The following is a 16653-nucleotide window of genomic DNA, read 5'->3' as shown; positions in this document are numbered from 1 at the left end:
CGACCAGGACGTGACGCTCATGACGCTCTCTGTCTTTCAGCGTGCGTTGATTGACTGTGCGTCAGGCCCGGTGGGCCCACTCCTCGGCCAACAGCCGGTACGAGGCGACCCGGTCGGCGTGGTCGTGGGTGATGGTGGTGACCACGATCTCGTCCGCGCCGGTGGCGTCGCGCAGGGTCTCCAGCTGGTCGGCGACCTGCCGCGCGGTCCCGGTGAACTGGGTTTCCACCCGGTCCTGGACCAGCGCCCGGTCCTGGTCGCTCCAGACGTGGGCGCGGGCCTGCTCCGGGGCGGGGAACGGGATCGCGCCCTCGCCGCTGCGGATGCTGCGCACCCACAGGCCGTATCCGGTGGCCAGTTCGCGGGCGGTGCCCTCGTCCTCGGCCACCACGACGTCGGCGGAGACACTGACATAGGGGCGGTCGAGCACGGCCGACGGGGTGAACGCCGCACGGTAGCCCTCCGCCGCCTCGACCACGGTGGCTGGGCTGACGTGGTAGTTGGCCGCGAAGCGCAGCCCGTTCGCGCCCGCCGTCTCCGCGCTGGTGCCGCCGCTGCTGCCGAGGATCCAGACCTGCAGGTCGGCCCCCTCGCCGGGCACCGCATGGGCCTCGACGCCGTCGACGGCGTAGCTCCCGGCGATCAGCGCGAGGATGTCGGCGACCTGCTCGGCGTAGTCCTGGGACTCCGCGTGGGGCTGCTGCAGCAGCTTCCTGTGCAGCGCGAAGCGCGGCGAGCGCAGCAGTGGGGCGGGGTCGAACCGGGCCGGGATCCGCAGCCCGTTCGGGGTGCGGCCGTCGACCACGGCGGTGCCGCCGAGCAGGGCGGGCGCCCGGGTGGCGGTGGGCGGCCCGCCGCCGGAGCGGCCGAGGCCGAGGTCGAACCGCCCCGGGTGCAGCGCGTCCAGCAGCCCGAACTCCTCGACCGTGGACAGCGCGGTGCGGTGGCCCAACTGCACCGCGCCGGAGTCCAGCCGGATGCTGGAGGTGGCCGCGGCGGTCAGCGCCAGCACCACCGCGGGGGAGGTCCCGGCCACGCCGGGGTTGAGGTGGTGCTCGGCGAACCAGTAGCGGCGGTAGCCGAAACGCTCGGTCTGCCGGGCCAGGTCGATGCTGTTGCGCAGCGCCTGCGACGCGGACGAGCCGGAGCTGACCGGGACCAGGTCCAGGACCGCGAGCGGGGTGTCGGACATGGTCAGACCCCCTGTCGGAGGGCTTGGGCCGCCGCGTCCGGATGGCTCAGGCCCAGGTGGTCGCGCAGCGTGGTCCCCCGGTACTCGCTGCGGAACACCCCGCGTTCCTGGAGCAGCGGGACCACGGTGTCGGCGAAGTCGTCGAGGCCGCCCGGGGTCAGGTGCGGGGCCAGGATGAAGCCGTCGCCCGCGTCGGTCTGGACGAACTCGTTCAGCGCCTCGGCGACCTTCGCCGGTGTCCCGATGAAGGACTGACGCCCGGTCACCTCGATGATCAGCTCACGCGTGCTCAGGTTCTTCGCCTCGGCGAGCGCGCGCCACTGCGCGGCGGTCGCCAGCGGGTCCCGGTGCATCCGGACGCTGGCCCGGCCCTGCGCGATGGTGTTCTCGCCGACCAGCGGGTCCACCTCGGGCAGCGGGCCGTCCGGGTCGTGGGCACTGAGGTCGCGGTTCCAGAGCTGTTCCAGGAACCTGATCGCGGTCTGCCCGCTCACCTGCTGACGCCGGATCAGCAGTGCCTTCTCCTGGGCCTCGGCGTCGGTGTCGCCGAGCACGAAGGTGACCCCGGGCAGGATCTTCAGCTGGTCGGCCGAGCGCCCGTACCTGGGCAGCCTGCGCTTGACGTCGGCGTAGAACTCCCGCCCGGCCTCCAACGTGCCGTAGCGGGTGAAGATCGCGTCGGCGGAGGCGGCAGCGAACTCGCGTCCCTCCTCGGAGTCACCGGCCTGGAACACCACCGGCCGCCCCTGCGGGCTGCGCGGGACGTTGAAGCGCCCGCGGATGTCGAACTGGCTGACCCGGTGCTCGAACCGGCCCGCGCCCGGATCGCCGAGGAAGGCGCCGGAGTCCTGGTCCGCGACGATCTCGTCGCCCTTCCAGGAGTCGAACAGCACGGTTGCGGCGTCCAGGAACTGCCGGGCCCGCTGATAGCGGTCCTGCTGGGCCAGGAAGCCGCCGCGGCGGAAGTTCTGCCCGGTGAACTCGTCCCAGGAGGTGACCACGTTCCAGGCGGCCCGGCCCGCCGAGAGGTGGTCCAGCGTGGCGAACTGCCGGGCCACCTCGTAGGGTTCGTTGAAGGTGGAGTTGATGGTCCCGGCCAGGCCGAGCCGGTCGGTGACGGCGGCCAGCGCGGCCAGCACGGTGAAGGTGTCCGGGCGGCCGACCACGTCCAGGTCGTAGATCTGGCCGCCCTGTTCGCGCAGCCGCAGGCCCTCGGCGAGGAAGAGGAAGTCGAACTTGGCACGCTCGGCCGTCCGCGCCAGATGCACGAAGGAGCTGAAGTCGATCTGGCTGCCGGCGGCCGGATCGCTCCACACGGTGGTGTTGTTCACCCCGGGGAAGTGCGCGGCGAGGTGGATCTGCTTGACGGGCTTGCTCATGACGTCCTCTCAGCGGCCGGTGCCGCGTAGCGGTTCGCGGGACGGGGGAGGCCGAGCAGCCCGCGCAGGGTGGCCGACCGGTAGCCGGTCCGGAACAGCCCGCGCAGCTGCAGTTCCGGCACCAGGCGGCGGGTGATCTGCTCCAGGTCGTGCGGGAGGGCGGCGGGCCGCAGCCGGAAGCCGGTCAGCCCGGCCGCCTGCCACTCCCGCAGCAGCTCGGCGAGCTCGGCCGGGGTCCCGGTGAAGACCGGGGCGTCGCTCGCGTACCCGGTTCCGGCCCGCTCGTCCAGCCGCGCCCTGCGGGCGGCGGCGGCCTGCTCGGTGTCGTCCAGGAACACCACCAGGTCGGCGAAGACATGCACGGCCTCCGCCTCCCGTCCGACTGCTGACTGCCCGTCACGGATCTCGGCGACGATCGCACGGGCGTCGCCCAGGTCGCGCGGGGTGGTGAAGCCGACATCGGCGGAACCGGCCACCAGGCGGTACGGGATGCTCCGGTGTGCCAGCGCGGCGACGATCGGCTGCCCCTGCGGCGGGCGCGGGGTGATCGACGGGCCCTTGACCGCGAACCGCGGGCCCTCGAAGTCGATGTAGTGCACCTTGTCGCGGTCGATGAACCGGCCGGTGCCGGCGTCGCGGATCTCGGCGTCGTCCTCCCAGCTGTCCCAGAGCCGCCGTACCACCTCGACGTAGTCGGCGGCCTCCGCGAAGGCCTCGGCGACCAGCGCCTGGACCTCCGGCCCGGCGAACTCCTCGGCACGGAACGGTGGGAGGCTGCGGCGGCCGAACAGCTCGGCCTCGTCGGCGCGGGTCGAGACCTGCACCCGCACCCCGGCCCGACCGCCGCTGACGTAGTCCAGGGTGGCGATCGCCTTGGACAGGTGGAACGGTTCGGTGTGGGTCACCACGGCGGTCGGGACCAGCCCGATGTGCCTGGTCAGCGGGGCGATCCTGGCGGCTGTCAGGACCGCGTCCAGACGCCCGCGGACCTGGTCGGTGCGCGCGTCCGGCCGGCCGTGCTCGGCGGACTGCAGGCCGAGCGAGTCCTCGATGGTGACGAAGTCCAGCAGGCCGCGTTCGGCCTCGGCGACGAGGTCGGCCCAGTAGGCCGCGGTGAGCAGCTCTTTGGGGCGGGCGTCTGGCTCGCGCCAGGCGGCGGGGTGCCAGCCCGCGCCTTCGAGGGCGACGGCGAGGTGGAGGGCGGGGTGTTGGGCGGGGTGTTGGGCAGAGCGGGGCTGGGGCATGGAGAGGTCGCTTCCTGCTCGGGCGGAGGACGCCGCACCGGTGCCGCGGGCATGACGAAGGGGGCCCGCGTCGGGCGGACGGCCCGGAACGGTCGGGGAGAAGGAGGGCGCTGGCTCTGCGAAAGGGCGGAGCGGGCTCAGGCAGCCGTACAGAGGGCGCTGGAGCTGCGCTGCAGATCGATGTGCCGTCGCGAGTAGGTACCGATGGCTCGACGCACTACGGTCCCCTCCCCGGCTCGAACTGGCGCTTGCATCCCGCCTCGTCACCGTAACTCCGGCCGGGCGCCGAACACAATCCCCGGCAGCGGCAGGGGCTGATCCGGGGAACCGGGCGGTGGACCGGTCTCGACCACGGCGTTCCGGGGAAGGGTCTCCCGGGTCGCCGCGGTCGAGTCAGCGGGGCCGAGGCAGCGTGGTCGAGTCAGTGGGGTCGGATGGACATCGAGGCACTCCGCCGGGACACCCCCGGCTGCGCCAACCGGGTGCACCTGAACAACGCGGGCGCGGGCCTGCTCTCCCGGCAGACGCTGGCGGCCGTGGTCGGCCAGCTGGAACTGGAGGCGGCGATCGGCGGCTACGAGGCCGCCGAGCAGCAGCGGGAGCGGATCGACTCCACCTACCGGGCCATTGCCACCCTGCTCGGCGGCCGGGCCGACGAGGTGGCGCTGTTCGACGGCGCCACCCGGGCCTGGCAGGCCGCCTTCTCCGCGCTGCGGTTCCGGCCCGGCGACCGGATCCTCACCGGCCGGGCCGAGTACGCCAGCAATGTGCTGGCCTACCTCCAGGCCGCCGCACGCACCGGGGCCGAGGTGGTGGTCGTGCCCGACGACGCGTCAGGCCAGCTGGACACCGCGGCGCTGGCCCGGCTGATCGACGGGCGGACCCGGCTGGTCGGCGTCAGCCACGTCCCGACCAGCGGCGGCCTGGTCAATCCGGTGGCCGAGATCGGCCGGATCACCCGCGCGGCCGGGGTGCCGTTCCTGCTGGACGCCACCCAGTCGGTCGGACAGCTCCCGGTCGACGTCGCCGCGATCGGCTGCGACCTGCTGGCCGGCACCGGCCGCAAGTTCCTGCGCGGGCCGCGCGGCACCGGGTTCCTGTGGGTGGACACCGCCGCGCTGGAGTACCTGGACCCGGCCGTCGCCGAGCTCAGGTCCGCGGTCCGGGACGGCGGGCGCGGCTTCGCCTGGCAGCCCGGCGCGCAGCGCTTCGAGACCTGGGAGCGGAGCCCCGCCAACATCCTCGGGCTGAACGCGGCCGTGCGGCAGGCCCTCGCGCTGGGCCCGGACCGGATCGGCCGGCGCTGCGCCGCGCTCGGCGCCCGGCTGCGCGAACAGCTTGACGCGCTGCCCGGGGTCAGCACCCACGACCGGGGACGCGAGCGCTGCGCCATCGTCACCGCCAGGGTCGCCGGGCTGGCCGCGGCGGAGGTCGCCGCGGCGCTGGCCAGGAAGGGCGTCAACGTCAGCGTGACCGCGCCCGCGGACACCCGGTTCGACGCCGGGCAGCGGGACGCGCACCCGCTGGTCCGGCTCTCCCCGCACTACTTCAGCACCGAGGCCGAGCTCGACCTGGCCGTGGACGCGGTGGCCGGGTTGCTCTGACGGCCCATCACCGCTCGCCGGATCCGCCGCCGGGCCCGACGATGGGCGGAGGTGCGGGATGCCGAGCCCCGCCCGGGACGATGGGTGCGACGGTGGGCGGTTTTCAGGTGAACGCACGGGCCGGACGACTGCTGGCGGCCGGCGGGCTGCTGGCCGGAGGGATGGCCGGGGTGGTCGTCCTCGCGGGCTGCGGCAGTTCCTCGTCGGGCTCGAACGCGGCCCTGTCCGCCACCTCGGCGTTCTCGCCGAACCCGTCGCAGTTCTCCGGGGAGCCGCCGTCGGCGCTGTCCTCGCTGGCGTCCTCGGCCCAGGCCGCGGTCTCGGCCACGGCCTCCTCGGCCCGTGCGGCGGCGTCCGCGTTCGAGTCGTCGGTGTCGGCCGCCTCGGTGCAGGCCCAGGCGGCGGCCAAGGCCGAGCTGGCGAAGGTGTCGGGTGCGGGCAACGCGGTCGCGGACGTGGGCCTGACCGGCGTCAACCGCGCCACCACCGGCGGTCTGAACGCCGCGGTGGTCACCGTCACCAACCGCAGCGGCGCGAAGGCGTCCTACGCGGTGAAGATCAACTTCGAGGACGCCTCCGGCAAGGTCGTCGACAGCACCGTCGTGGCCGCGCCGGACCTGGCCGCCGGAGCCAAGGCGCAGCCGGTGGCCTTCAGCACCAAGGACACCACGACCGCGCTGATCCCCAGGGTCGCCCAGGCCCAGCGCTACTGATCCGGCGTCACCGGTCCGCCCGCCTGCGGTCCAGCTGGGCCCGGCGGGCGTTTCCGACCCAGACGATCAGTGCGCCCAGGGCCAGGAAGGCGAGCGTCACCAGCACGGAGGAGACCGCGACCCGGACGTAGCCGTGCTGCCGCGGGTCCAGGAAGGGGTACGGGTACCAGCGGGCGTGCGGTCCGCGCAGCAGCGTGTAGCCGAGGTACAGCACCGGGAACACCAGCCAGCCCGCCGCCTCGCTCCAGCGCAGCCGCCGCAGCGGCGGCAGCAGCAGCCAGTCGGCCAGCAGTACCAGCGGGATCACCCGGTGCAGCACGTCGTTGGTCCATGCGAGCATCCCGGTCTCGGCGCCGGACAGGGCCACCGCGTAGACCAGGCCGGTGACCGCCAGGTACAGCGTGGCCGCGCCGCGCACCAGGTCGGGCGCACCCGGGCGGCCCAGCAGCTCCGCCACGCCGCCGTAGCCCAGGACCACGGTGGCGGCGCAGTTGCTGAGCACGGTGAAGTAGCTGAAGAAGTTGACCAGGCTGCCGCCGTTGGCGTGGGCGTGCGCGGCGGTGACGCCGAGCGCGACACCGGTGAGCACGGCGAAGCCGATGCGCAGAACGGGCACCCAGCGCGGCACCGCGGACCTCCTCGGGGGACCGGCCGCCGGACGGCGGCCACCAGCGCCCATCATCGGCGACGCCCACCGCCCGGCCCGGTAGGCGCGTCCGGTGGGCGCGTCCGCTGATCCGCTCCCGGTGGGGGCGGGATCGGTGGCAGAATCCTCCTCGTTCATGGTCTGTTCCCGTCAAGCGGACGGTGAACTCCAGCAGCAGCGTGAGGAGTTGACGAGGTGCCGAGTTCGCCGTCGCGTCTGTTCGCAGAGATCAGCACCGCCCTGCCGCCCACCGGCGGCGGGGTCACCATGGGACGCGCGGTGGTGCTCGGCGGCAGCATGGCCGGGCTGATGGCCGCCCGGGTGCTCAGCGAGCACGCCGAGGAGGTCGTGCTGATCGAGCGCGACGGCAGCACGGCGGACGGCGGCGAGCCCGACGCCCCCCGGGCCGGGGTGCCGCAGGGGGCGCAGGTGCACGCCCTGCTCGGGGCGGGCGCGCTGCAGCTGGAGCGGTGGTTCCCCGGCTTCGTGGCCGAGGCGGTGGCAGGCGGCGCGGTCACCCCGCCGCCGGACGGCTCGCGCGAGTGGTTCTTCACCGACGGCCGCCGCCGGGTCACCGCCCCGGTCGCGCAGGACTGGCCGGTCCTGGTCAGCACCCGCCCGTTCCTGGAGGCACTGGTCCGCCGCCGGACCCTGGCGGCGGACAACGTCCGACTGGTCGCGGGCCGGGCGGACGGGATCACCTTCGAGGGCGAGCGGGTGTCCGGCGTGCGCTACCTGCCGCAGGGCCGGGACGGCGCCGAGGACGAGATCACCGTGGAGGCCGACCTGGTGGTGGACGCCATGGGCCGCTCCAGCCGACTCGGCGACTGGCTCCGCGACGGCGGCTGGCAGCGCCCGCCGGTCCGCCGGATGCCGATCCGACTCACCTACGCCACCGCGCTGTTCAAGCACGACCCGGCCGTCACCGAGGCCTGGAACGCAGTGTCGGTGGACTCCGCCGACCCCGCCGCCGGCCGTCCGGCCAGGATCGGCGGCTTCATCCTGGTCGAGGGCGAGCGCTGGATGATGCTGGTGGCCGGCTACGGCGAGGACCGCCCCAGCCGCGACACCGACGACTACCTCCGGCGCTGCCGGGAGGACTTCCCGAAGGTCTTCGGCGACATCGCCGAGCGCGCCGAGATGATCAGCGAAGTGGTGACGTACCATCAGGCCGACAGCAGGCGGCGGGACTTCCACGCGCTGCGGCGCCTCCCGGCCGGTCTGGTCGCCGCGGGCGACGCGGTCGCCTCCTTCAACCCGGTCTACGGGCAGGGGATGACCTCGGCCACCCTGCACGCCTCCTGCCTGTCCTCCTGGCTGCGCGCGGAGGGGACCTCCATTGGCGATCCGGCCCGCGGCTACTTCGACCTGGTCCGGGTGGTGGTGGACGCCGCCTGGCAGGTCTCCACCTTCGCCGACCTCGACCTCCCGCATGTGGACGGCCCGTACCCGCGCGGCTACCGGCTCACCAAGTGGTTCGCCGGAGTGCTGTTCGAGTTGGCGGTGACGGACCGGGTGATCGCCGCCAGGTTCGCCCGGATCACCGCGATGCTGGCCCACCCCCACGCGCTGGCCCGCCCCGGCCTGCTGCTCCGCGCGCTCTGGCTCTACGCGGTGCTGCGCCGCCGGGGCCCGGCCGCGGACTGAGGCTCAGACCTTCCGGGCCAGTGCGCAGAGCAGCAGGCCCTACAGCTTCCGCGCCAGTGCGCAGATCTGCGGCAGCGGGTCGGCCCCGACCGGGCCGTCCTCCGGATCGGGACGCCACTGCGAGCAGTAGACGATGCCGGGATCGACCACCTCGAAGCCCTGGAGCAGCCCGGCGACGTCGTCCAGGGTGCGCAGCTTCATCGGCGCCACCGTGCGCGAGTACTGCTCGGCGGCCCGGCCGACCCGCTCGGCCGACTCCTGCCGGGTGCTCGCGTGCGAGAGCGCCAGATAGCTGCCGCTGGGCATGGCGTCACGGTATCCGGCGACCAGCGCGGCGGCCTCGTCGTCGTCGGGCACGAAGTGCAGCACCGCGCTCATCAGCACCGCGACCGGCTCGTCCAGGCCGAGCAGCAGCAGCCGGTCGACCTCCGGGTGCCCCAGCACCGCCGCGGCGTCCCTGAGGTCGGCCGAGACGATGATGGCACGGTCGTTCCCGGCCAGGATCTCCCTGCTGTGCGCGACCGCGACCGGGTCGCGGTCGACGTAGACCACCCGCGCGGTGGGGTCGACGGCCTGGGCGATCTCGTGCACATTGCCCGCGGTGGGGATGCCGGAGCCGAGGTCGAGGAAGTTGCGGATGCCGACGTCGACCAGGTGCCGCACGCAGCGCCGCAGGAAGGCGCGGTTGATCCGCATGATGTCGGGCAGTTCCGGCATGGTCTCGATGACCTCGCGGGCCGCCTCGCGGTCGGCCGGCAGGTTGTGGTTCCCACCGAGGTAGAAGTCGTAGATCCGGGCGATGCTGGGCCGTTCCGGGTCGACGCCCTCGGGGATCCACATCTGGTCGGTCATGTCGTCCTCTCAGCCGGATCGGCCGGACGGACCGGCCGGGTCATGGGGATCAACCGGATCCCTCGGAGCGGGGTCGAGTTCGAACCAGACGAGCTTGCCGGTGTCGGTGCGGTTCGTCCCCCAGCGCTTCGCCAGCGTACTGATGATCGACAGCCCGCGTCCGCTCTCGTTGAGCCCGTGCACGGTCCGCGGCACCGGGAGGGTGTGCGAGTCGTCGTGGACCTCGCAGGTGAGGGTGTCGGTGTAGAGCAGCCGTAGCCCGACCGGACGGGAGGCGAACCGGATGCTGTTGCTGACCAGCTCGCTGGCCAGCAGCTCCGCGGTGGCCGAGAGGTGTGCCAGGTCCCAGGCGCCCAGGGCGCGGCGCACCAGCCGCCGGGCCTGCCCCGCCGCCCGTGGGACCGGCTCCAGGGCCCAGGAGGCGACGTTGTCGGTCGGTATGCCGTGGAACCTGGCCATCAGCAGCGCGGCGTCGTCCTCGCGGGTGCCGCCGTTGCCCAGCGCGTCGACGATCGTGCTGCAGGCCTGGTCCAGCGGCACCCGGTCGGTCGGCAGAGCGGCCCTGAGCAGCTCCAGGCTGTCGTCGATGTCCCGTTTGGGGGTCTCCACCAGGCCGTCGGTGAACAGGGCCATGGTCTCGCCGTCGGTGATCTGGAACTCCACCGAGTCGAACGCGTGTCCGCCGACCCCGATCGGCACCCCGGTGGGCACCTTCAGCAGCCGTCCCGGGCGTCCCGGACGGGCCAGGACCGGCGGCAGATGGCCTGCGTTGGCGAGCGTGCAGCGCCCGGTGACGGGGTCGTAGACGGCGTAGAGGCAGGTCGCCAGGTGGGTGTCGGAGAGCCGCCGGGCGGCCTCGTCCAGGTGCCTGAGCAGCTCGTGCGGGGGCAGTCCGAGCACGGCGAGGGTCTGCACCGCGGTCCGCAGCTGCCCCATCATCACCGCGGACGCGACGCCGTGGCCCATCACGTCGCCGACGACCAGGCCTATCCGCTTGCCCGGGAGCACGATGGCGTCGAACCAGTCCCCGCCGACCTGGATCACGTCGTTGCTGGGCAGGTAGCGGTAGGCGATCTCGACCCCGGGCAGCCGCGGCGCCAGCCGGGGGAGCAGGCTGTGCTGCAGGGCCACGGCCAGTTCCAGCGCGGATTCGCCGCGGCGGTCCTGACCTGGCTCGTTCGGACCGGGCTCGGCGGTCCTGGCGTGCTGGGTGGCGGTGTCGATGCCGCGACCCGCGGCGTCCGGGGCGGCCTGGCGGCGGGGGCGTCCGTCCGGATCCGGTTGCGGGAACAGTTCGAGCATCGCCGGAACTCCTCCCGATTGCTTCCTGTTCCGTGTCCTGTACACAGCACCCTACGTTCCAGCCGCAGCGAACGGGGAATCGGATCCGGTCTGAATCGATCGGATTCCATCAGGTGCGTCGATCTGTCGAGCATCCGCGGGTGCGCCCCGGTCGTCTGCCGACGGCCGGGGCGCGGTTCCGGGACGGGACCGGTCAGGAGGAGTAGGCCTGCAGCTCGGAGAGCTGACCGGCCGGCCAGCCGCTGTTCGCGGTGAAGGTCAGCCTCAGGTAGCGGGTGGAGGCGGCCGGGAAGGTCACCGTGACGGTGTTCCCGGTCGCGGGGTCGAAGGTGTAGGCGGCGGACGCCTTGAGCGTGGACCAGGTCGAGCCGTCGGTGGAGCCCTGGACGGTCACGGTCTGGCTCCGGGCGGCCCAGGCGGTGGCCGGGGGAAGGGTCATGACGACCCGTCCGATGCTGGTGGCGCAGCCGAGGTCGGCCTGGATCCACTGCGGGAAGGCGTTGTTGTTGCTCTCCCAGTAGCTGTTGGCGTCACCGTCGACGGCGTTGCCAGGACCGTAGTTCTGGGTGTTGCTGGAGGCGGAGGCGGCCTTGCCCCGGGCCAGGTTGCCACTGCCCGCGGAGCAGGTCGGGGTGGGCGTGGGCGTCGGGGTGGGGGTCACCGTGGGCGTCGGGGTCGGGGTGGGGGTCTGCGTCGGGGTGGAGGTCGTGCCGTCGCCGAAGATCTGGAAGTCGGACAGCTGGGCGGCCGGCCAGGCGGTGTTGCCGGTGAAGGTGAGCCGCAGGAAGCGGGCCGTGCTCGCCGGGAAGCTGATGGTCGCGGTGTTGCCGGTGGCCGGGTCGAAGCCGTAGTCCGCCGGCGCGCTGATCGCGGTGAAGTTGCTGCCGTCGGTGGAGCCCTGGACCGAGACGGTCTCGGTGCGGGCGTTCCACGCGGTGGCCGGCGGAAGCTTCATGACCACCTTGTCCACACTGGTGGCGCAGCCGAGGTCGGCCTGGATCCACTGCGGGAAGGCGTTGTTGGCGCTCTCCCAGTAGCTGCTCGCATCACTGTCGACGGCGTTGCCAGGACCGTAGTTCTGGGTGCTGCTGGAGGCGATGACGGTACGGCCGGAGGCCAGGTTGCCGCTGCCGGTGGGGCAGCTGGGGCCGGTCGGCGTCTGGGTGGGCGTCGCGGTGCTGGTCGGAGTGGGCGTGGGGGTCTGGGTGGGGGTCGCGGTCGGCGTCGGGGTCGAGGTCGATCCGCCGCCGGCGCCGCCGGTGGGCACGCCACCGTAGGTCCAGACCGGGTCCGGCCAGGTGCCGGTGCAGGTGGTTCCGGTGTTCCAGCCGGAGTTGCCGCCGCCGTCGGTGATCACGAAGCCGGAGCCGACGCAGTTGTGGATCGGCGTCGCCGCCTGGGCGATGTTCTTGGCCTTGACGTTGGTGAAGGTCATGTTGGCGGCGACCTGGGCCTGGATGGCGTAGGTGCCGGCCCCGTCGATGTTCACATTGGTGAAGTTGATGCCGCTGACCGGCCCGTCGATGGCCTGGACCGCCTCGTAGGAGCTGTCCAGGATGTCGGTGTCGGTGACGTTGATGGTGGCGCCCGATATGGGTTCGTTCAGTCCGTCGAACCAGATCGCGCCGACTCCGAACTGCCAGTTGAAGTCGTTGTTGCCGGTGCGGATCAGGGTGTTGCGGGCGGCGGTGATGGTTCCGGCGACGGCGGTTCCGTTGCCCGAGGTGACCCCGGGATAGCGGTTGGCGATGTGCAGGCCGCCGCCGTTGGTGATGGTGTCCGCCATCACGTTGTCGGAGATGGTGAAGTTCTTGCCGCCGTAGGTGACGATGTTGTTCGCCAGGATCGGCAGCACCATGGTGTTGTGGGTGAAGCTGTCGCCCACGTTGGGCAGCCGCTCCGGCCAGGAGGCCAGCCCGTCGTCACCGGTGTTGCGCAGAAAGGTGTTGGTGACGGTCGAGTTGGTGACGCCGGTGTGGAAGTTCACGCCGTCGGCGGTCTGGTCCAGGATCCGGCTGTTCTCGATGGTGAAGTTGTCCATCGGGCCGTCCATCCAGGCGCCGACCTTGGTGTGCTGGATCCACAGGTCGTCGATGGTGGAGTCGGACATGGCCCCGCCGATGGCGTTCACCTGGTCGTCGTCCACCCGCTCCTGGATGTCGCCGATGATGGCGAAGTCCTTGAGCACCACGTTCTTGCTGGGTCCGCCGGCCTCCTGCGGCCGGATCGCCCCGCCGTAGCCGCCGCCGGTCACGTACTTGCCGTAGATGCCGGCCGCGTGGCTGCGGTTCACCGGGTCGCGTCCGCCGATCACGGTGTACCAGGGACCGGCGCCGGCCAGGGTCACCCCGTCCACGATCACGTGGTCGTAGAGGGTGTAGTTGCCCTGCGGCAGATACACCGTACGGCCCTGCGCCTGACCGGCGTTGACGGCGGCCTGGAGGGCGGCGGTGGAGTCGGTGGCGCCGGTCGGGTCCACGCCGTAATCTGCCACGGCGTCAATGGCCCCGGCAGGCTTGGCGATCGGCGGCGCGACGTTCTCGAAGTCGGCCAGGTCGATGGTGAACGTCGGCGACTGCGCGACGGAGGAGACCTGCAGCCGGACCTTGGTCCCGATCGGCATGGTCGAGCCGAACATGGTCCGGGTCTCGTCGTAGAAGTGGTGCGGGTTGGTGTCGCCGGGGTTGTTGTTGAACGGGTAACCCCCGTAGTACCAGCTGTACTTGGACGTCACCGGGACACTCTTCAGCTTGCTGCCGTTGAGCAGCAGGTCGATCGAGGCGTCGCGCCCCTTGCCGTCCGCCGAGTCCGGGATGCTGTAGCGGAAGTCGATCGAGTTGGCCGGCGCGGTCAGGGTGAACTCGACGTACTGCCCGGTGGCGCTGAGGGTGACGGCCTGGCGGCCCGACGCCTCCGAGGCGAGGTGCCCGTAGAGCCGGTCGGGACCGATGACCGTGCCGTTGGTGGCCGCGTACTCGGCCTCCTGCTCGATGAACGGCACAGTGGCCCCACGGCCGCTGACGGCCAGTGGGGAGAGGGCGGGGACACCTCCCGCGGCGTTGGCGGGTGCGGCTGTGGCGATCACGCCGACCAGACCGGCGCACCCGAGGGCGGCCGTGGTGAGCAGCGCGATGCCGCGGGAGAGGTGCGGACGTCTCTTGGGCGTCTGCATGGCTGATCCACATCCTTATGGGCAGCAACGGGTGGGTGTGAGGAGCTGACCGCGCGGGCCTTCCGTCGGATGACGGTGGTGTTTCCGCCGGGTGAAGTGAGAGTAGGGCTTACGTTTCATTAAGTCTATGGAGAAGCGCAAAAAGCAGACGTAAGCTCAGCAAGTTTGCGACTTCGCAAGTCACTTGCGCTGACCGGCGTCTCTTCGAGCGCCCTGGCGCGGCCTGGCCCGCTCTGGGGCTCACCTGTGGATGAGAGTCGGCTCTGCTCGATCCATTGACGCAACCTGACAGGCTCTGTAACTTCCTGATCGCCAGATGCAAATACCTCGCAGTCAGATGCTAGTCGGCAAGCCGCCATCTGCAATTAGCGATGCGTAGTGCACGCCCTCGGTCTCTGCGCCCTACATCTCCGCCCCCACCCGGAGAGCCATGTGATGTCGACCCCGCCTGCGCGCGCTCGCCCGCCCCCCGCGTGCGCGTCTGCCCGCCGTACCACCCACCCGTCGTACCCAGCAGAGAACTGCAGCACTTGCGCAGTCACGCCAGCAGAGGATGAGCATGCGAAGTAGTGGTAGGTCCACGAGATTCAGGACGGTCGTCCTGACACTGATCGGGTTGCTGGTCGCCATGGTGCCGGTGCTGAACGTGGCTTCGGCCTCGGCAGCCGGTACCAACCTGGCCCTCGGCAAGACCATGACGTCCAGCGGCGTCAGCCAGAACTACGGCCCTGGCAACGCCAACGACGGTGACGCGTCGTCGTACTGGGAGAGCACCAACAACGCCTTCCCGCAGTGGCTGCAGGTCGACCTGGGCTCGTCGGTCAGCATCAACCAACTGGTCCTCAAGCTCCCACCGGCCACGGCGTGGAACACGCGCACGGAGACGTTGACGGTGCAGGGGAGTACGGACAACAGCAATTTCAGTACGTTGGTGGCGTCGGCGGGGTACACGTTTGATCCGTCGACGGGGAATGCGGTCACGGTTGCGGTGCCGGCGGTGACGACGCGGTATGTGCGGTTGTTGATCACGGCGAACACGGGGTGGCCGGCGGGTCAGATCTCGGAGTTCGAGGTCTATGGCCCCAGTGCGGGTGACACGACTGCGCCGAGCGCGCCGACGGGGTTGGCGTACAGCTCGCCTGGGTCGGGTCAGATCAAGCTGACCTGGAATGCTGCGACCGACAACGTGGGGGTGACGGGTTACGACGTGTACCGCAACGGGGTGCTGGCGACCACGGTGACCGGGCTGACTTACACCGATTCCCAGCCGGACACGGCGACCGTGTCGTATTACGTGCGGGCGCATGATGCGGCGGGGAACCAGTCGGGCAACAGCAACACGGTCACCCGTACCGGGTCGGCCCCGGTGGACACCACTCCGCCGACTGCCCCGGGCAACTTGGCGTACACCTCTCCGGCGTCGGGTCAGATCGCGCTGACGTGGACTGCTTCGACGGACAATGTCGGTGTGACCGGCTACGACGTGTACCGCAACGGGGTGCTGGCGACTACGGTGACTGGTCTGACGTTCACCGATTCCCAGCCGGACACGGCGACGGTCAGCTATTACGTGAAGGCGCATGATGCGGCGGGGAACCAGTCGGCTGCCTCGAACACGGTCACCCGGGCCGGGTCGGGGGGTGGGACGGGGGTGAACCTGGCGGTCGGCAAGCCGATCTCCGGGACGCCTGCGACGTTCACGTTCCTGGTCGGCAACGCCAACGACAACGATGTGACCACGTACTTCGAGGGCGCCAGCTACCCGACCCAGGCCACCGTGCAGCTGGGTGCGAACGCGGACGTGACCTCGGTGGTGGTCAAGCTGAACCCGGACGCTTCCTGGGGCACCCGCACCCAGACCATCGCGGTCCTGGGCCGTGAGCAGTCCGCGACCGGGCTGTCCACGATCGTGGCCGCCCAGCCCTACACCTTCAACCCCGCCACCGGCAACACCGTCACCATCCCCGTGTCCGCGCGGGTCGCGGACGTGGAACTGTCCATCACCTCCAACACCGGTGCCCCCGGTGGTCAGGTCGCCGAGTTCCAGGTCATCGGGACTCCGGCGCCGAACCCGGACCTGACGGTGACCTCCTCCACCTGGTCCCCGACCGCACCGATCGAGACCGACCCGGTCACGGTGTCGGCCACGGTCAAGAACACCGGCAACGCCGCGGCTGGGGCTACGAACGTCAACTTCTACCTCGGCACCACCAAGGTCGGCACCGCCGCCGTGGGCGCCCTGGCCGCCGGTGGCACCACCACCGTCAGCACGTCCATCGGGACGCAGAGCGCGGGTAGTTACGCGTTGACGGCGAAGGTGAACGAGGCCAACACCGTCATCGAGTCGAACACCGCGAACAACGCCTACACCAACCCCACCAACCTGGTGGTCGCCCCGGTGCAGAGTTCGGACCTGGTGCCCGCCGCGGTCACCTGGTCTCCCAGCACCCCGGCCGCCGGAAACACCGTCACCGTCAACGCGACCATCAAGAACCAGGGCACCGTGGCGTCCGCGTCGGGTGCGCACGGGGTCACGGTCACGCTGCTGGACTCCAACAACAGTGTCGTGAAGACCATGACCGGCTCCTACACCGGCACCCTGGCCCCGGGTGCCTCGTCGGGTCCGATCACAGTGGGGACCTGGACGGCGGTCAACGGCAAGTACACCCTGCACACCGTTGTCGCGGTCGATGCCAACGAGGTGCCGGTCAAGCAGGGCAACAACACCTCCGACACCTCGTTCTTCGTCGGGCGTGGGGCGAACATGCCCTACGACGCGTACGAGGCCGAGGACGGCATGCTCGGCGGCGGGGCCGCGGTAGTGGGACCCAACCGCACCATCGGCGACCTGGCCGGTGAGGCCTCCGGCCGCAAGGCCGTCACCCTGAACTCCACCGGCGCC

General features: G+C 71.5%; 12 protein-coding genes. 4 read left to right on the top strand and 8 right to left on the bottom strand.

Annotation, left to right across the window (positions count from 1 at the left end; translation table 11 throughout):
- Nucleotides 1-61: 61 nt before the first annotated feature.
- The 4 genes from ACEZDE_RS32065 to ACEZDE_RS32050 form a co-directional block, all read right to left on the bottom strand.
- Nucleotides 62-1192, bottom strand: a complete 1131-nt coding sequence (locus ACEZDE_RS32065) for an LLM class flavin-dependent oxidoreductase (RefSeq protein WP_380544083.1) — start codon at nt 1190-1192, stop codon at nt 62-64.
- Nucleotides 1193-1194: 2 nt separating this feature from the next.
- Nucleotides 1195-2571, bottom strand: a complete 1377-nt coding sequence (locus ACEZDE_RS32060; RefSeq protein ID WP_380544080.1) for an NtaA/DmoA family FMN-dependent monooxygenase — start codon at nt 2569-2571, stop codon at nt 1195-1197.
- A complete protein-coding gene (locus ACEZDE_RS32055; RefSeq protein ID WP_380544077.1) occupies nt 2568-3815 on the bottom strand; it encodes an LLM class flavin-dependent oxidoreductase in 1248 nt (415 codons plus the stop codon). The genes ACEZDE_RS32060 and ACEZDE_RS32055 overlap by 4 nt, the downstream gene beginning before the upstream one ends.
- A gap of 137 nt (nt 3816-3952) precedes the next feature.
- Entirely contained in the window at nt 3953-4069 is a 117-nt protein-coding gene (locus ACEZDE_RS32050; RefSeq protein WP_380544074.1) for a putative leader peptide, read from the bottom strand.
- Nucleotides 4070-4249: 180 nt separating this feature from the next.
- Between ACEZDE_RS32050 and ACEZDE_RS32045 the strand changes: the two genes are divergently transcribed.
- Nucleotides 4250-5419 (top strand): aminotransferase class V-fold PLP-dependent enzyme, encoded by a 1170-nt coding sequence (locus ACEZDE_RS32045; RefSeq protein WP_380544072.1) that lies wholly within the window; start codon nt 4250-4252, stop codon nt 5417-5419.
- A gap of 107 nt (nt 5420-5526) precedes the next feature.
- Complete coding sequence (locus ACEZDE_RS32040; protein ID WP_380544070.1) at nt 5527-6132, top strand: hypothetical protein; 606 nt, start codon at nt 5527-5529, stop codon at nt 6130-6132.
- Nucleotides 6133-6139: 7 nt separating this feature from the next.
- Here ACEZDE_RS32040 and ACEZDE_RS32035 read toward each other — a convergent pair whose 3' ends face one another.
- Nucleotides 6140-6916, bottom strand: coding sequence for a Pr6Pr family membrane protein (locus ACEZDE_RS32035; RefSeq protein ID WP_380544068.1), 777 nt, complete (start codon nt 6914-6916; stop codon nt 6140-6142).
- Nucleotides 6917-6973: 57 nt separating this feature from the next.
- On the opposite strand from ACEZDE_RS32035, the gene ACEZDE_RS32030 reads away from it, so the two are divergent.
- Nucleotides 6974-8425 (top strand): FAD-dependent oxidoreductase, encoded by a 1452-nt coding sequence (locus ACEZDE_RS32030; RefSeq protein ID WP_380544065.1) that lies wholly within the window; start codon nt 6974-6976, stop codon nt 8423-8425.
- Between the two features lie 39 nt (nt 8426-8464).
- On the opposite strand, the gene ACEZDE_RS32025 is transcribed toward ACEZDE_RS32030, so the two are convergent.
- From ACEZDE_RS32025 to ACEZDE_RS32010, 3 genes are all read right to left on the bottom strand, one after another.
- A complete protein-coding gene (locus ACEZDE_RS32025) occupies nt 8465-9277 on the bottom strand; it encodes an SAM-dependent methyltransferase (RefSeq protein ID WP_380544062.1) in 813 nt (270 codons plus the stop codon).
- 9 nt (nt 9278-9286) lie between these two features.
- The gene (locus ACEZDE_RS32020; RefSeq protein ID WP_380544059.1) at nt 9287-10579 is read right to left on the bottom strand and encodes an ATP-binding SpoIIE family protein phosphatase; all 1293 of its coding nucleotides are present in this window, start codon (nt 10577-10579) and stop codon (nt 9287-9289) included.
- Between the two features lie 193 nt (nt 10580-10772).
- Nucleotides 10773-13751 carry a discoidin domain-containing protein gene (locus ACEZDE_RS32010; protein WP_449341723.1) on the bottom strand — a complete coding sequence of 993 codons (2979 nt, stop codon included), beginning with the start codon at nt 13749-13751 and terminating at the stop codon, nt 10773-10775.
- A 559-nt stretch (nt 13752-14310) separates the two neighbouring features.
- On the opposite strand from ACEZDE_RS32010, the gene ACEZDE_RS32005 reads away from it, so the two are divergent.
- On the top strand, nt 14311-16653 hold a 2343-nt coding region (locus ACEZDE_RS32005; RefSeq protein WP_380544055.1), incomplete at its 3' end, for a CARDB domain-containing protein.

It is taken from the genome of Streptacidiphilus cavernicola, from assembly GCF_042510955.1.
In the GTDB taxonomy this organism is placed as follows: Bacteria; Actinomycetota; Actinomycetes; order Streptomycetales; family Streptomycetaceae; genus Streptacidiphilus; species Streptacidiphilus cavernicola.
The sequence above is the reverse complement of the archived record's forward strand: the minus strand, read 5'-3'. Positions and strand labels throughout refer to the sequence as shown.

What these genes read in the sequence shown, in the direction of transcription:
- ACEZDE_RS32050 (WP_380544074.1), bottom strand. Translation starts at nt 4,069, where the DNA reads ATGCAAGCGCCAGTTCGAGCCGGGGAGGGGACCGTAGTGCGTCGAGCC.
- ACEZDE_RS32055 (WP_380544077.1), bottom strand. Translation starts at nt 3,815, where the DNA reads ATGCCCCAGCCCCGCTCTGCCCAACACCCCGCCCAACACCCCGCCCTC.
- ACEZDE_RS32065 (WP_380544083.1), bottom strand. Translation starts at nt 1,192, where the DNA reads ATGTCCGACACCCCGCTCGCGGTCCTGGACCTGGTCCCGGTCAGCTCC.
- ACEZDE_RS32060 (WP_380544080.1), bottom strand. Translation starts at nt 2,571, where the DNA reads ATGAGCAAGCCCGTCAAGCAGATCCACCTCGCCGCGCACTTCCCCGGG.
- ACEZDE_RS32045 (WP_380544072.1), top strand. Translation starts at nt 4,250, where the DNA reads ATGGACATCGAGGCACTCCGCCGGGACACCCCCGGCTGCGCCAACCGG.
- ACEZDE_RS32025 (WP_380544062.1), bottom strand. Translation starts at nt 9,277, where the DNA reads ATGACCGACCAGATGTGGATCCCCGAGGGCGTCGACCCGGAACGGCCC.
- ACEZDE_RS32020 (WP_380544059.1), bottom strand. Translation starts at nt 10,579, where the DNA reads ATGCTCGAACTGTTCCCGCAACCGGATCCGGACGGACGCCCCCGCCGC.
- ACEZDE_RS32035 (WP_380544068.1), bottom strand. Translation starts at nt 6,916, where the DNA reads ATGAACGAGGAGGATTCTGCCACCGATCCCGCCCCCACCGGGAGCGGA.
- ACEZDE_RS32010 (WP_449341723.1), bottom strand. Translation starts at nt 13,751, where the DNA reads ATGCAGACGCCCAAGAGACGTCCGCACCTCTCCCGCGGCATCGCGCTG.